The sequence below is a fragment of the Victivallis sp. Marseille-Q1083 genome, assembly GCF_903645315.1.
GTDB lineage: Bacteria > Verrucomicrobiota > Lentisphaeria > Victivallales > Victivallaceae > UMGS1518.
In genome coordinates this window covers 435,839-450,293 of sequence record NZ_CAHJXL010000002.1, presented here as the reverse complement: position 1 = coordinate 450,293, position 14,455 = coordinate 435,839, and the positions used below count along the sequence as shown (strand labels likewise).

The 14,455-nt window shown below is 59.9% G+C and carries 11 protein-coding genes; 8 read left to right on the top strand and 3 right to left on the bottom strand.

Going from position 1 to position 14,455, the window contains the following annotated elements:
* The first annotated feature begins 105 nt into the window (after positions 1-105).
* The gene (locus HWX74_RS17920) at positions 106-1,167 is read left to right on the top strand and encodes a LacI family DNA-binding transcriptional regulator (RefSeq protein ID WP_176014939.1); all 1,062 of its coding nucleotides are present in this window, start codon (positions 106-108) and stop codon (positions 1,165-1,167) included.
* A 27-nt stretch (positions 1,168-1,194) separates the two neighbouring features.
* On the opposite strand, the gene HWX74_RS17915 is transcribed toward HWX74_RS17920, so the two are convergent.
* From HWX74_RS17915 to cobO, 3 genes are all read right to left on the bottom strand, one after another.
* Entirely contained in the window at positions 1,195-2,058 is an 864-nt protein-coding gene (locus HWX74_RS17915; RefSeq protein WP_176014938.1) for an RsiV family protein, read from the bottom strand.
* The gene (locus HWX74_RS17910; RefSeq protein WP_176014937.1) at positions 2,055-2,564 is read right to left on the bottom strand and encodes an RNA polymerase sigma factor; all 510 of its coding nucleotides are present in this window, start codon (positions 2,562-2,564) and stop codon (positions 2,055-2,057) included. Before HWX74_RS17910 ends, HWX74_RS17915 begins: the two co-directional genes overlap by 4 nt.
* Positions 2,565-2,713: 149 nt before the next feature.
* Positions 2,714-3,274 carry a cob(I)yrinic acid a,c-diamide adenosyltransferase gene (gene cobO / locus HWX74_RS17905; protein ID WP_176014936.1) on the bottom strand — a complete coding sequence of 187 codons (561 nt, stop codon included), beginning with the start codon at positions 3,272-3,274 and terminating at the stop codon, positions 2,714-2,716.
* Between the two features lie 181 nt (positions 3,275-3,455).
* Here cobO and HWX74_RS17900 point away from each other — a divergent pair, with 181 nt between their 5' ends.
* The 7 genes from HWX74_RS17900 (at position 3,456) to lepB (ending at position 14,426) form a co-directional block, all read left to right on the top strand.
* On the top strand, positions 3,456-5,099 hold the full coding sequence (locus HWX74_RS17900) for a DUF4173 domain-containing protein (RefSeq protein WP_176014935.1): 1,644 nt from the start codon (positions 3,456-3,458) through the stop codon (positions 5,097-5,099).
* A gap of 238 nt (positions 5,100-5,337) precedes the next feature.
* Positions 5,338-7,119, top strand: coding sequence for a DEAD/DEAH box helicase (locus HWX74_RS17895; protein WP_176014934.1), 1,782 nt, complete (start codon positions 5,338-5,340; stop codon positions 7,117-7,119).
* Between the two features lie 146 nt (positions 7,120-7,265).
* Complete coding sequence (locus HWX74_RS17890) at positions 7,266-9,731, top strand: Na/Pi symporter (protein WP_176014933.1); 2,466 nt, start codon at positions 7,266-7,268, stop codon at positions 9,729-9,731.
* Between the two features lie 12 nt (positions 9,732-9,743).
* On the top strand, positions 9,744-10,643 hold the full coding sequence (locus HWX74_RS17885; RefSeq protein ID WP_254872361.1) for a fumarate hydratase: 900 nt from the start codon (positions 9,744-9,746) through the stop codon (positions 10,641-10,643).
* 13 nt (positions 10,644-10,656) lie between these two features.
* Positions 10,657-11,211: a Fe-S-containing hydro-lyase gene (locus HWX74_RS17880; RefSeq protein WP_176014932.1), complete on the top strand. Its 555-nt coding sequence runs from the start codon at positions 10,657-10,659 to the stop codon at positions 11,209-11,211.
* 158 nt (positions 11,212-11,369) lie between these two features.
* Positions 11,370-13,175 (top strand): translation elongation factor 4, encoded by a 1,806-nt coding sequence (gene lepA / locus HWX74_RS17875; protein WP_176014931.1) that lies wholly within the window; start codon positions 11,370-11,372, stop codon positions 13,173-13,175.
* A gap of 18 nt (positions 13,176-13,193) precedes the next feature.
* A complete protein-coding gene (lepB, locus tag HWX74_RS17870; protein ID WP_176014930.1) occupies positions 13,194-14,426 on the top strand; it encodes a signal peptidase I in 1,233 nt (410 codons plus the stop codon).
* Positions 14,427-14,455 lie beyond the last annotated feature (29 nt).

Genomic DNA, 14,455 nt, shown 5'->3' with positions numbered 1-14,455 from the left:
CCGATTTTTCCGCAGAAAAGCTCATTCGGGACATTGACTCGCCGGCAGCCGGGAGTATATTAGACGCATCTTGAAAATGTTTCCCGAACGGAGGATGAGCGGCGAATGACCAACATACCGGAAAATGGCAAGAAATTGAAAATCACCGATATCGCCAGACTGGCCGGTGTATCGATTTCCGCCGTATCCGCCGCGTTGAACAACCGGCCGCAGATCAGCGAAGCGACCCGTCGGCATATCCTCGAAATCGTCGATCGTTACAACTTCGTCCCGCAGCGATCGGCGCGCGCCCTGTCCTCCAAACGCTCATTTCAAATCGGTTTCCTGGTGTCCAACAAAGTGACGCTGGGGCTGGCCAACAGCTATTTCAGCACGCTGCTGTCGGGCGTCAGTGAAATGTGCAAGCGTTACGATTATCACCTGGTCGTCACCACTTACGATCTGACCGACATGACTCATTTCATGCGGCCGGCCAACATCTGGCGGCGCAATGTCGACGGGTTGATCATGGCCGGCACCACCGACCTGAAGGCCGTCCGAGAACTGCAGGCCGGCAGTACGCCGTTCATCATCATCGACGGCAATTATCCGGACGACATCCTCTGCCTCAAATCGGACGCAGCCGGTACCATCACCAACATCCTGAATTATCTGTACGACCAGGGACACCGGAAAATCCGGGCGCCTTATTATTATCAGGAAACGTTCGACATCTATCAGGACGCCCTGCACCGCCTCAAGCCGGACAGCCGGCGGGAAACCCTGCAGGTCGAACTGGAGTACTATGAAGCCAACGATGAATTTCTCGCCGGAGAAGCCCTGGCGCAACGCTGGCTGCAGTCCGACCGGCGGACCTTCACGGCATTGGTCGCCAACGACCAGATCTGCACCGGATTCCTGCGCGCCGTCCTGCGCAGCGGCCGGCGCTGTCCGGAAGACATCAGCATCGTCGCCTCGGACAGCGCCACCTGCTGCTACGGCGCCGTCCCGCTGACTTCACCGGACGACCGGCTCTTCCAGACCGGCAGCCTGGCCACCGAACTGCTCATCCAACTGCTGGAAAACCAGCTTGCGCTGCCAGACGTGCGGCAGGCCCTGCAGGCGGCCTTCACCCCGGACAAGCTGATCATCCGGGATTCCTCGGGACCGGCGCCCCGGCTGGGCTGAACCATTCCGGCCGGACCAACTGCAACATTACCTGCCGCTGGAATTGCCGGACAACGGCGCCGGAATCTTGAAGGTCTGGATGCCCATGCTGCCGGGCGCAATCTCATATTTGGCGAATACCACCACCACTTGTCCGTCGGCATCGATAAAGAATTTCTGCCGGTCATCGATTCCCCGGAAACCATTTTCCCCCTCGAAAAAGACGACATCGGGGTCTTTGCCGCGTTCGGCGATCTGGCGTTCCACCTCGGTGTCGACAATCCGTTTGAAATCCGGCCCAAGCAGGTCCGACAACTGCAAATCCCGACCGTCCGGCAGCGCCAGATTGTAGAAATACTGCTCGGAATAAGCGTTGGCCAACGTCTCAGTCTTGGTCACCACAAATGAAATCCGTTCGGCGGAAGTGTACTTCAGTTCATAATCAATGTCGATGAAAACCGGAATCACCTCGTTCGGGTCGCCGCCGGTGGCAATCCGGGCTTCCCGCGCTTCCCTGGCACGCCGCTCGGCCGCCGCCACCTGGTCGTTCATCCGCTGTAAAATTTCAGCGTTGATCCGTTCTTCCAGGACCGGATTGCCGGTGCCGGCCAAAGCCGGAATCCGCACGTTGACCTCGTCGTCGCCGTTGGACCGGCTGTATTCGCGAATTGTGCAGAGCCGCGCCAGCGGTCCCAGCAGCGGAACCTCGCCGACCAGCTCGGCAAAGGCGCGGCTGACATTCAGCAGCGCGATAAAACCGAGCAGCAACATGGCGGCGGCACTCCACAGCGGGCGCACACGCCAACGGCGGCATGTCCGCCCCTGCCGCAATGCCCGTTCGACGACGGATTCCAGTTCCGGCGGTATTTCGACAGCCTGATAGGCCCGGCGGGAAGCTTGACGACGTTTCATCTCTGATTCTCCTGTTTCCATTGTGTGCGAAGCTGTTTCAAAGCCTGGTAAAGCCTGGTCTTGACGGTATTGACATTCCAACCGGTCAGCCGGGCGATTTCAGGGAATTTCAAATTTTCATAATAGCGCAGGTACACGATCGTCTGCGTTTCCGGAGCCAGGGAGCGGACCAGCGCCCCGAAGTCGTCGTCCGGCGGCGGCGCGTGACGGTCCGGCAGCTCGATGCCGTCGATGTCAACCGTTTCCCGGCAGCGCCGCCGACGGCGCAACTGCCCCAGACTCTCGTTGATCAAAATCCGGTAGAACCAACTGCCCAGATACCGCTTCTCCCGCAGCGAACCGTATCGGGCAACCGCCCGGACAATCGCATTCTGGACGATATCCAGCGCATCCTCCGGCTGCCGGACGTAACTGTAGGCGATCCGGTAAAAACGCGCGCGGTTCTCCCGCAAATATTCGGCCAGCTCATCCCGGCCGGCCGTCATTCCATGGTGCATCGGTGACATACATCCTTCTTGGTCGTTTCGCTTTTCGCTTGATTGGTCGTTCGCAGGTATTAGATGCCGCCGCCGGTCAAAAAGTTGGCCGCCAACCGAAAAAAAACGATTTTTCCGGGCGGCCGGCCGAAACGCGGAACCTTTCCGGACGATTCGAATCAGAAATCGATGCCGGGCTGGGCGGCGATCCCCTTCGCATAGGGATGCCTGACATCCTTGATTTCCGATACCAGATCGGAAATATCCAACAGGGCGGCCGGAGCGTTGCGGCCGGTGACGATGACATGCAGCCAGGCCGGCCGCCGCTGCAGCGCATCAACGACTGCCGCCAAGTCAAGCCAATTCAACTGCAGGGCGATATTCAGTTCATCCAGAATCAGCAGATCGACATCGCCGCCGGCCAGATAGGATTGCGCCAGCCGCCAGCCGTCGAACGCCAGTTGCCGGTCGGCCGCCGCATCGGCGCCCGGACGGAACGAAAAACCGCCTCCGCACCGGTGCCAGCGCAGTTGTTCCGGCAACCGCGCCGCCATGGCCGCCTCCCCGGTCGGCCGTCCGTCCTTGATGAACTGGACCACCGCCGCCTGCCAGCCGTAACCCAACGCCCGGAACAGCGTCCCGAAAGCCGCCGTGCTTTTTCCTTTGCCGTCACCGGTAATATTCAACAGCAAGCCGCGCCGTTTTTCCCGCGGCCGGCCGGTCAATTCCAGCTTTTCCATGATTTCTCCTGCGCGCTTTTAAGAATTGAAAACTTCTTCTCCGCGGACAATACTTTACCATTCGCCGGCCGGATTGCCAGAAAATCCATCACTTATTCGTCATTGCCGTTACAAAAACACCTCTCTTTTCCGTCTTATTCCGATAGAGTGAAACTGCAAGCAATGGAAGGTTTTCGTTTTTATGATGAATCCATCTGACGATTTGCTGCTGCCCGCCAATTTTTTCCTGCCCGTTCTCATCGGCCTGGTCATGCTGGCGGACTACCTGTTTTTCGACTGGCCGATCGGCTGGACGCTCGGCGGCTATCTCCTGCTGCTCGGCGTCATCGTCCTGCCCCGCAGCCGACAATCATTTCGACAATTTCCGGTCTGGTTCGGCGCCGGCTTGTTGCTCATCAACGGCCTGTCGATCGTATTTCAGCCCAATGCGCTCAACATCCTGCTGGCAAGCCTCGGACTGCTTCTCTATCGTTTCGGCGTCAAAGGACTGAAGACGGCTGACCTCTCTCTTCCGGTTTTGCTGCGCCGCTATCTTGTCTTTGGCACCACCGGCTGGTTCAATTGGGTAATCGATCTAGACAATCGCTTGAACCGCAGGGATCGCCGGTGGCTGCGTCAATTTCTGCGCGTTTTCTGTTTCTGGGTTCTGCCGCTGGGTCTGGCGTTGTTTTTCCTGAATTTTTTCATCGCCGCCAATCCGCTGGTCGAACAACTCTGCACTGCAATCACCCGGTTCCTCGAACAATGGTGGAGCAAGGTCAATCTGCGCCGCGTCCTCTTCTGGCTCCTGTTCGCCGCCCTGCTCTGGGGGTTCCTGCGGCTGCTCGCCGGGAAGCAGGTCTGTCAAAAGATCGGTTTCATCGGCAACTTCTGCCGGAATATCGGCGAAATCTTCACCTCGTTCTCCGGCGGACGTTCTCCCGCTGAAAAACCGGACACCGCCAAACGGCTGGCCGGAAAACTGGGAATGGACACCGTTTCTTTTTTCCGCCTCCTCATCACCCGCTGCCTGGTCTTCCTCAATCTGGTTTTTCTGCTGCCGAACATCTTCGACATCGAATATCTTTGGGCCGGCGTCGCCCTGCCGGAAGGCATGACGTTCGCCGCCTACGCCCACCGCGGCGCCTATCCGTTGATCGTCACCGCACTGCTCGCCGCCCTGATCACCATCGTATTTTTCAGCGGCGATCGGCGTGGCCGCGAATGGAAATTGACGCGTTATCTGGTTTATCTCTTTTTGTTCCAGAACGTTTTCCTGGTCATATCCTCCCTGTTGCGGCTGGAAAAATACGTGACGATTTACAGCCTGACGCTGCTGCGGTTCGCCGCTGGAATCTGGATGCTGCTGGTCGTAGCCGGCCTGGTGTGGATCATGCTCAAGATTCTGCTTCATCGCAGCAATTTCTGGCTGGTCAACACCAACTTACTGACCTTGATTCTGCTGCTGACGTTGTTGGGCTGGCTGCCGATCCGCGGCTGGATCGCCTGTTTTAACGTCCAGAATTGCCGGGAAGTGGCATCGGCCGGGCAGACAATCACCCCGGAAAGCCCGGCCGAACTGGACATCGAATATTTACAACTGCTGGGACCGGAGGCGCTGCCGGCCTTTGATCTGCTGTCAACCCGGTACGCCGCGCAATTTCCTGCGGCATCCTATCTGCCCTATTATCATGGTCTGATTGCCGGGTTGCGCGACCGGCTGCCGAACTGGCGCGCCTGGAGCTTGCTTGACGCCAGGCTGCTGGCCCGCTACGACGCCGCCACTGTCGAGCAGGCGGAAGCCCTGCCGGAACGGCCCAACCGCCGCCAGTTGTATCGCCGGTAATTTTCGGCGGCACCCGGATTTCCGCTGTTGCGACAGGATTGACAGCCTGGACAAATTTCTCATATTCTGGACACTTTTCTCAATTGCGCATTGCATTTTCATCGATCGATGGTATAGTAAACCACTCAAGTCGATCGCTCCTGATATATAATTCGTCGGCAAATTGTGCGTATTGCTCCATAATTATCTTCCGGAAAGAGTCGGCCCAACAACTCATTTTCAAAGAAAGAAGTCATTGATGAGCAATCTCGACAGTTTCCGCCGTCTCGGCATTTCCGAAACCACCATCGACGCGTTGGCCGAGAAGGGATTCGAACAACCCTCCGCCATTCAGGCCGCCGCCATTCCGCTGCTGCTGGCCGGCGAACAGGATGTCATCGGCCAGGCCCGGACCGGCACCGGCAAAACCGCCGCCTTCGCCATTCCGATCATCGAAATCATCCGGCCCGAGGCCGGCCGTGTCCAGGCGCTGATCCTGGCGCCGACCCGGGAACTGACCATCCAGATCGCCGAGGAAATCCAGTCGCTTCAGGGCAACCGCCGTTTGTCGGTGGCGCCGATCTACGGCGGCCAGGCAATCGACATCCAACTGCGGCGCCTGAAGGGAGGCGTCGACATCGTCGTCGGAACGCCGGGACGAGTCATCGACCTGATCGAACGCAAGGCGCTGAAACTCGATTCGATCGAATTCGCCGTGCTCGACGAGGCCGACGAGATGCTCAATATGGGATTTCTCGAGGAAATCGAAACGATTCTCGGCTCCACGCCGGAGCAGAAACGCATGTTGATGTTCTCGGCGACGATGCCGCCGCCGATCATGAAGATCGCAGCGCAATTCATGCGCGGTTACGAAATCATCCGGATCACCGAACCGGAAACCGACACGCCGCTGACCGACCAGTTCTATTTCGAAGTTCAGCGCGCCGACAAACTCGAAGCGCTGGCCCGGCTGATCGATGTCGAACCGGAAATATATGCGCTGGTCTTCTGCCGGACCCGCAGCGACGTCGATGAGTTGACGGAAAAACTGCAGAACCGCGGACTGGCCGTCGAAGCGCTGCACGGCGATGTCGCCCAGGCCCAGCGCACCCGGCTGATCGAGCGGTTCAAGGCGCGCAAATTCAGCGTCCTGATCGCCACCGATGTCGCCGCCCGCGGCATCGACGTCAATCACCTGACCCACGTGATCAATTACTCCATCCCGCAAAACAGCGAATCTTACATTCACCGGATCGGCCGCACCGGCCGGGCCGGGCGGCGGGGCACCGCGATCACTTTCGTCACTCCGGCGGAATTCCGGACCCTGAACCAGATCAAGCGCGAGGCGAAAATAGAAATCCGCAAAGGCGAACTGCCGGACGGCGCCGCAGTCGTCAACCGCAAAAAGAACCGCATTCTCGAACAGCTCGGCAGCGTCATCGCCGACAACCGGCACAACGCCTACCGGCAATTCGCCGAAGAGTTGTCGCAGCATCATGATCACACCGAACTGCTGGCCGCGCTGCTCCGCCTGACCTATCGCGCCGAACTGCTGCCGGAAACCTATCCGGAACTCTCCTCCGGGCGCAAGCGCGGCCGGGAACGCCGCAGCGGCATCCAGCTCCGCCTTTTCATGGCGCTCGGCAAGGCGGAAGGTTACGGGGCCGGAAAACTGCTGGAATTGATCTTCCAGAAAACCGGATTGCGCAGCAACCGCATCGGCAAAGTGGATTCCTTCGACCACTTTTCCTTCCTCGAAGTCGATGCCGACGATGCCGAACTGCTGCTCAAAGCATTCCGCCGGGCCGGACATGACGGCGCTCCGCTGGTCGCCATCGCCCGCGCGCCGGAAGAGGACGACGCCGACGATCCGACCGGCCGCCAGGGGCAAAGGCCGTCCGACGGCGCCGGCAACCGGCGTCAAGTGCGGCAGGAACTCTCCGGCCGGGCATTCGGCCGCGCTCACGCCGCGCGTCGCCGGCCGGCATTCGCCGCCGCGGTTGCCGGCACGCCGCGCGTCAAGCGCAAACAAATCAAATAATCCCTTCGACTGCCCGGAGCGTTTTCCAACCGCATCCGGGCTTTTTTATCGGCTTTCTCCGGTCCTCGGGGTTGTTTCAGGACGTTTTTCAGGATATATTATAAAATACATCATATATGAAGATGACAGCAACAACAGGATATTTGATGCAACAAAAACATTGTCGGATGTGGCGAGCCATGCTGTTGACCCTGCTTCTGCCGGTATGTCTCCTGCTCAACGGTTGCGGCGATTCTCAACAAAAACTCCCGGTCGACCAGGTCACGATCCTGCAGGGCGACAGCCAGTGCGCGCTGCCGGGCGAACCCTTTGAAAAAACTCTCCGCGTCGAAGTGCTCGGCCCGGTCCAAAAAAGCGCTTTCGGCGGCAAAGGCAGCCGGGAACCGCTTGCCGGGGAAAAACTCCGCTTCGAACCGTCCCCTCACTCCGATCTGACCATTGAACCGGCGGAAGCGACCACCGATGTCTCCGGCTGTGTCGACGTCAAAGTGACCGCCGGCAAACGCACCGGCGACCAGTACATCGACATCATTCCGGCCTCGGCGCCGTCCAGACGAATCCAGGCCCGTTTTATTTCCGGCATCAGAATCAGCGGCAGCGGCCTGCAGGGCACCGCCGGCGAAACGCTTGCCGAGCCGCTGAAAGTCAAACTGGTCCGGGAAGACGGCACGCCGGCCAGCGGGGTGCCGATTTATTTCAATGCCACCGCTTCGCCCGACGGCCGGAACAGCGGATCGGTGTCGCCCGGCATGGCCGTCACCGACGAATCCGGCGAAGCGACGGCGGAACTGCGTACCGGCAGCAAAACCGGCGCCTACCATTACGACATCGAAGTCGCCGATCCGGGCAGCGGCTATTACGTCCGCGGCCTGCCGGTCCGGGCGCTCGGGCTAAATCTGTCCAGCGTCGTCATCACCGTGCTCGGCGGACTGGCGCTGTTCATCTTCGGCATGAAGCTGATGAGCGACGGACTGCAGAAAATCGCCGGCGACAAGATGAAACGCATTCTGCACTTTTTCGCCAGCAACGGCGTCGTCGCCGTGCTGGCCGGCACGGCGGTGACCGCCGTCATTCAATCCTCCAGCGCCACGACGGTGATGGTCATCGGCTTCATCAACGCCGGCTTGCTGAACCTCACCCAGGGTATCGGCATTATTTTCGGCGCCAACATCGGTACGACCATTACCGCCCAGGTCATCTCATTCGATCTCGGCGGGCTGGCGATGCCGGCCATCTTCATCGGCCTACTGGTGATGATGCTCTCCAAACGCAACTCGGTCCGGGGCTGGGGAGAGACCATTTTCGGCTTCGGAATGCTGTTCTTCGGCATGGGCATCATGAGCGATGAATTGAAAATCCTGGGTGATTTCCCGTCGTTCAAAGAGTTTTTCGCCACCTTCGACTGCACGCCGGACGGCAACTCCTTCATGCCGTTCGGCGCGGTCCTCGCCGCCATCGCCATCGGCACGCTGATGACATTTGTCATCCAGTCCAGTTCGGCGGCGATGGGCATCGTGCTGGCCCTGGCAGCCGGCGGACTGATCAGCTTTTACACCGCCGTTCCTCTGCTGCTCGGCACCAACATCGGCACGACCATCACCGCCTTCCTCGCCTCGCTGGCCGCCAACCGGCCGGCCAAACAGGCGGCGCTGGCCCATTTCCTGTTCAATGCGATCGGCACCGGCATCATGCTGGTTCTTTTCTATGTGCCGTGGGGATCGCGCAACATGCCGATTTTCCTCTATTTCATCAATATAATCACGCCCGGCGACGTTTTCGCCGTCATCCCGCAAAACGTCGAGCGGCACATCGCCATGGCGCACACGTTGTTCAACGTGCTGAACGTCATGCTGCTGCTGCCGTTCATCGGGCTGTTCGCCAGAATCTGCAACTTCTTCATCCCGATCCGGCAGAACGAAGAAGTGGTCACCACCCGCCTCGAACCGCGCCTGCTCGACACGCCGTCGATCGCATTGGAACAGGCGGTATTCGCCATCCGCGGCATGGTCAAAAAATCCTGGCTGATGGTGGACGAGGCGTTGAACCAGCATTTCATGAAGCTGAACTATACGCCGGAGGACTGCGAACGGCTGGACAAGCTGGAGAACTCCATCGACGCCCAGCAGCGCGAGGTCACCGATTATCTGGTGCAGATCACCCGCCGTGAACTGTCGCTGCCCCAGTCGGAGCTGGTGCCGCTGCTGATGCACTGCACCAACGATGCCGAACGGATTGCCGACCACACCGCCAACATCATGCAGTTGGCGCAGCGGCTGGTCCGGACCGACAAGAAGCTGTCGGAACAGGGCCGCAAGGATTTGAAAAAAATCTGGAGCCTGCTCGATGAACTGGCCAAGGACGTCGTCGAAGCGCTCGGCAGCGTCGACAATGAAAAAGTCCGGATCGCGCTGAAAAATGAGAAGAAAATCAACCGGCTGACCGCGCAATACGAGGAAGAGCACATCGAACGGCTGCGGCGCGGCAACTGCAATCTGGCGCACAGCGTCATCTACATCGAGATGCTCGGCGAACTGGAAAAACTCGGTGACCATCTGTCCAACATCGCCGAACGGACGCCGGAAATCCAAACGCACTATATCGAATTAAACTGACGGAATGCAATCATGGACGGATCGAAAAAATTGAAATTGAAAATCGGCGCGTCACCGCAGGACATGTTGCGGGTAGTGCCGTTTCAACAGGTGGTCGATGCGGTCAGCGCCTGCTGTCTGCAGGCGGCCTGTCAACTGCCGGAGGACGTTTCGGCGGCGTTGAACCGGGCGCTGCAATTCGAGCAGGGTGAACTGGGCCGGGATTTTCTGCAGCAATGCCTGGAGAATGCCAGAATCGCCGCCGCCGAACGGCTGCCGATCTGCCAGGATACCGGTTTCGCCGTCTTTTTCGTCGAAATCGGCGAGCTGGTCAAGCTGGACGGCGGCAGCATCTACGAGGCGATTACCGCCGGGGTCGCCGACGGCTACCGCCGCGGCTACCTGCGCAAATCGATCGTCAGCGATCCGCTGTTTCAACGTAAAAACACCACCGACAACACGCCGCCGATCATTCACCTGTCGATCGTCCCCGGCAACCGGCTGTCGGTCATCCTGGCTCCGAAAGGCGGCGGCTCGGAAAATATGAGCGCCCTGCGGATGCTCAAACCGTCCGACGGCCGTGACGGCGTCATCGATTTCGTCACCGAAACCGTCGTCAAAGCCGGCGGCAACCCCTGTCCGCCGACCATCGTCGGCGTTGGCATCGGCGGCACCTTCGAACAGGCCGCCTTCCTGGCCAAAAAAGCGCTGCTGCGGCCGGTCGGCCAGCCGAGCGACGACGCCGACTACGCCGGGCTGGAACGGGAAATCCTGGCGCGGATCAACCAAAGCGGCGTCGGTCCGCAGGGGTTGGGCGGTTCGGTGACGGCCCTGGCGGTGCATATCAATTATTATCCCTGCCACATCGCTTCGCTGCCGGTGGCGGTCAATTTGAATTGTCACGCGGCGCGCCACGCCGGTTTTGAGCTGTAAGGAGCCCGGTATCATGAGCGAAACGATCCGTCTGACCACCCCGCTGACGCTGGAAAAAGTCCAGAAACTCCGGGCCGGCATGCGTATTCTCCTGGATGGCACCATCTACACCGGCCGCGATGCTGCGCACAAACGCCTGTGCGCGCTGCTGGATGCCGGGCGGCCGTTGCCGGTCGATCTGCATGACCGGATCATCTATTTCGTCGGCCCCTGCCCGGCCCCGCCGGGGCGGCCGGTCGGCAGCGCCGGTCCGACCACCAGCGGCCGGATGGACGCCTATTCGCCGCGGCTGCTGGCCGAATGCGGCCTGCGCGGCATGATCGGCAAAGGCGACCGCAACCCGGCGGTGATCGAAGCGATGAAACGTTACGGCGGCGTTTATTTCGCCGCCACCGGCGGTGCCGGCGCGTTGATCGCCCGGTGCATCAAAAGCTGCCGGACGGTCGCGTTCGAAGATCTCGGACCGGAAGCGATGTACGAAATGCAAGTGGAAGCCCTGCCGCTGGTAGCGGCGATCGATTGCCAGGGCAACAACCTTTACCGGCAAAGCAGCATCCGAAGCTGCTGACGCGGTTCGAGTTTTCCGCCATTTCCATCTGCCGCCGCCGGTGCATCATCGGCCGAACCGACGCGAAATATCCGGCATATCCGGTTGCACCGCGGCGGAAACGATGATATAGTATTCTTTTGAATCTTGACGAAAAAACGGTATAATCTTTAGAGAATATGGCAAAACTTGAACTGATCCGTAACTTTTCAATTATCGCCCATATCGACCACGGCAAATCCACGCTGGCCGACCGGCTGCTGGAATACACCCACACGGTCGATGAACGGGATTTGCAGGAGCAGTTGCTCGACGGCATGGACCTGGAGCGGGAGCGCGGCATCACGATCAAATCGCACCCGGTCCGGATGCATTTCACGCTGGACGGGCAAACCTACGAATTGAATTTGAACGATACGCCGGGCCACGTCGACTTCACCTACGAAGTCAGCCGTTCGCTGGGCGCCTGCGAAGGCGCGCTGCTGCTGATCGATGCCACCCAGGGGGTGCAGGCCCAAACCGTGGCCAACGTCAATCTGGCCTTCCGGCAGAACCTGAAAATCATCCCGCTGATCAACAAGATCGACCTGCCGGCCTCCGATGTGGCGATGTGCCTGGAGCAGATGGAAGAGGTGCTGGCCATTCCGCGCGAGGAGGCGCTGCTGGTCAGCGGCAAGACCGGCGAAGGCGTGCCGGCGGTGATCGAGGCGATCATCCGCCGCATTCCGCCGCCGTCGGCGGCGCGTTACAGCGGCAGCAGCGCACTGATCTTCGATTCCAATTACGATGCCTACCGCGGCGTGGTCACTTACGTCCGGGTGTTCAGCGGCGAATTCCGGCGCGGCGACCGGATCAAACTGTTCAGCAACCGGCTGGAGAGCGAAATCAAGGAAGTCGGTTTTTTCGGTCCGGAGATGCGGCCGTCCGAGTCGCTCGAAGCCGGTTCGATCGGCTACGTCATTCCGAATATCAAGAGTCCTTCCGACACCCGGATCGGCGACACGATGACCGAAATCAAAAATCCGTGCGCCGAACCGCTGCCCGGTTTCCGGGAAATCCGGCCGATGGTGTTCAGCGGCATCTACCCGATCGATACCGCCGACTACGAGCAGTTGAAGGCCAGCATGGCCAAATTGCAGCTCAACGACGCCGCGTTCCTCTACCAGGCGGAAACCTCGGCGGCGCTGGGATTCGGATTCCGCTGCGGTTTTCTCGGCCTGCTGCACATGGAGATCATCCAGGAACGGCTGCGGCGGGAATACAACATGGACATCATCGCGACCTATCCGAGCGTCATTTATCACGTTTATATGAAGGACGGCACGATGGAGGAAGTCGACAATCCGGTGCACCTGCCGGACCCGTCCGGCATCGACCGGATCGAAGAACCGATCATCGAGGCGAAAATCATGCTGCCGAGCACCTACATCGGCGACGTGATGAACCTGATCATGTCCAAGCGCGGCGTCTGTACGAATACGGCGTCGGTCGACGGCAACCACGTCATCGTCACCGCCGACATGCCGATGCATGAAATTCTGATCGATTTTCACGACAAGCTCAAGTCGATCACCCGCGGCTACGGCAGCATGGATTACGAACAATCCGGTTACCGGGCCGGCAAGCTGGTCCGGCTGGACATCCTGGTCAACGGCGAGCCGGTCGACGCCTTCGCTTCCATCGTCCATGTCGACATGGCCTATCAGCGCGGCCGCCAGTTGGCGGAGCGGCTCAAAGACGTCATTCCGCCGCAGATGTTCCAGATCGCCATTCAGGCGGCGGTCGGCGGCAAAGTCGTCGCCCGCGAAACGATCCGCCAGCTTCGCAAAAACGTGCTGGCCAAATGCTACGGCGGCGACATCACCCGGAAGCGGAAACTGCTGGAAAAGCAGAAGGAAGGCAAAAAACGGATGAAGCTGATCGGCAAAGTGAACATTCCGCAGGAGGCTTTCGTCGCCGTCCTGCGTTCCGGTGAAACGGAATAAAAGATTTTGGGAGCTGCTATGTTGGAATATTGGAAATTGCGCCGCCGCCGCCGGAAACTCAAACATTTCGGCGCCCAGGTGCGGCTGCTCGCCCACCGCGACGACGACCTTCTGGCCACCGAGCAGAAGAACAAGCTGGCCGAACTCAACGGCGAGGTGCAGTCGCTGCTGAAAAGCCGGGATCCGGTGGCAATCGACGCCTTCCTCGGCAACTGCCAGGCGCGGCTGGCGGAATATTGCCCGCCGCCGTCGTTTCAAACGCTGCGGGAATATCTCGACGTGGCGGCGGTGGCGTTGGTGGTGGCGTTCGGCATCCGGGCGCTGGCATTGCAGCCGTTCCAGATACCGACCGGCAGCATGCAGCCGACTCTGTTCGGCGTCCACTATATCGCCGAACAGGGCAAAGCCAACCCCTATCAGGGCAAACTGCCGGAATTTCTCGATTTCCTGCTGTTTTCCACCCGGCCGGCCCGGGCTGAAATCGGCCGCGGCGGCTACCTGGAGCCGGGCAGCGTCAAGGCGGTCACCGCCAACGGCATTTTCACCGACACCGAATTCGTCATCGGCGGAGAACATTACCAGCTGCCGGGCGAGCCGAAAAAAGTGCGCGAATATGCGCGCCTGGACCGTTTCGGCGGCTTTCGTCCCGGCGAGGTGCTGGCCGACGGCTACCTGTCGCTGGGCGACCACCTGTTCGTCGACCGGATCAGCCACCACCTGTTCGGCATGAACCGGGGGGATGTCGTCGTCTTCAACACCGAAGGCATCATCGGCGCCGGCGGCCGGCCGCTGGTGGAAATGTCCGGCCTCTACTATATCAAACGGCTGGTCGGCCTGCCCGGCGACACGCTGAAAATCGTCAACAATCAGTTGTGGATCAAACCGGCCGGCGACGCCGAATTTCAGCCGGCAACGGCATTCTCCGAAGCGTTTCAAAAAATTTACAGCAATCAGGGCGGTTATCACGGCCATACGAACAATCCGGTCGGGGTCATCGGCCAGTATTTGAACGTCGACGGCACCGAATTCGAAGTGCCGCCGGACAGTTATTTCATGATGGGCGACAATTCGCTGTTCAGCTACGACAGCCGGGGCTGGGGCGTCGTGCCGCGCCGCAATATTGTCGGCAAAGCGTTGTTCGTCTTCTGGCCGTTCAGCCGTCGCTGGGGCGTGGCCGACAGCCATCCGCCGCTGGCGGTGCCGACCGGACAGTTGGACGGCAGCACCTTCCAGCCGATGCGGCAGCAGTGAACGAAAGTAGCCCGAAAAAAGAATGGAAC

Coding starts and splice junctions, on each gene's coding strand:
- lepA (WP_176014931.1), top strand. CDS start 11,370: ATGGCAAAACTTGAACTGATCCGTAACTTTTCAATTATCGCCCATATC.
- lepB (WP_176014930.1), top strand. CDS start 13,194: ATGTTGGAATATTGGAAATTGCGCCGCCGCCGCCGGAAACTCAAACAT.
- HWX74_RS17910 (WP_176014937.1), bottom strand. CDS start 2,564: ATGTCACCGATGCACCATGGAATGACGGCCGGCCGGGATGAGCTGGCC.
- HWX74_RS17895 (WP_176014934.1), top strand. CDS start 5,338: ATGAGCAATCTCGACAGTTTCCGCCGTCTCGGCATTTCCGAAACCACC.
- HWX74_RS17880 (WP_176014932.1), top strand. CDS start 10,657: ATGAGCGAAACGATCCGTCTGACCACCCCGCTGACGCTGGAAAAAGTC.
- HWX74_RS17920 (WP_176014939.1), top strand. CDS start 106: ATGACCAACATACCGGAAAATGGCAAGAAATTGAAAATCACCGATATC.
- HWX74_RS17890 (WP_176014933.1), top strand. CDS start 7,266: ATGCAACAAAAACATTGTCGGATGTGGCGAGCCATGCTGTTGACCCTG.
- cobO (WP_176014936.1), bottom strand. CDS start 3,274: ATGGAAAAGCTGGAATTGACCGGCCGGCCGCGGGAAAAACGGCGCGGC.
- HWX74_RS17885 (WP_254872361.1), top strand. CDS start 9,744: ATGGACGGATCGAAAAAATTGAAATTGAAAATCGGCGCGTCACCGCAG.
- HWX74_RS17900 (WP_176014935.1), top strand. CDS start 3,456: ATGATGAATCCATCTGACGATTTGCTGCTGCCCGCCAATTTTTTCCTG.
- HWX74_RS17915 (WP_176014938.1), bottom strand. CDS start 2,058: ATGAAACGTCGTCAAGCTTCCCGCCGGGCCTATCAGGCTGTCGAAATA.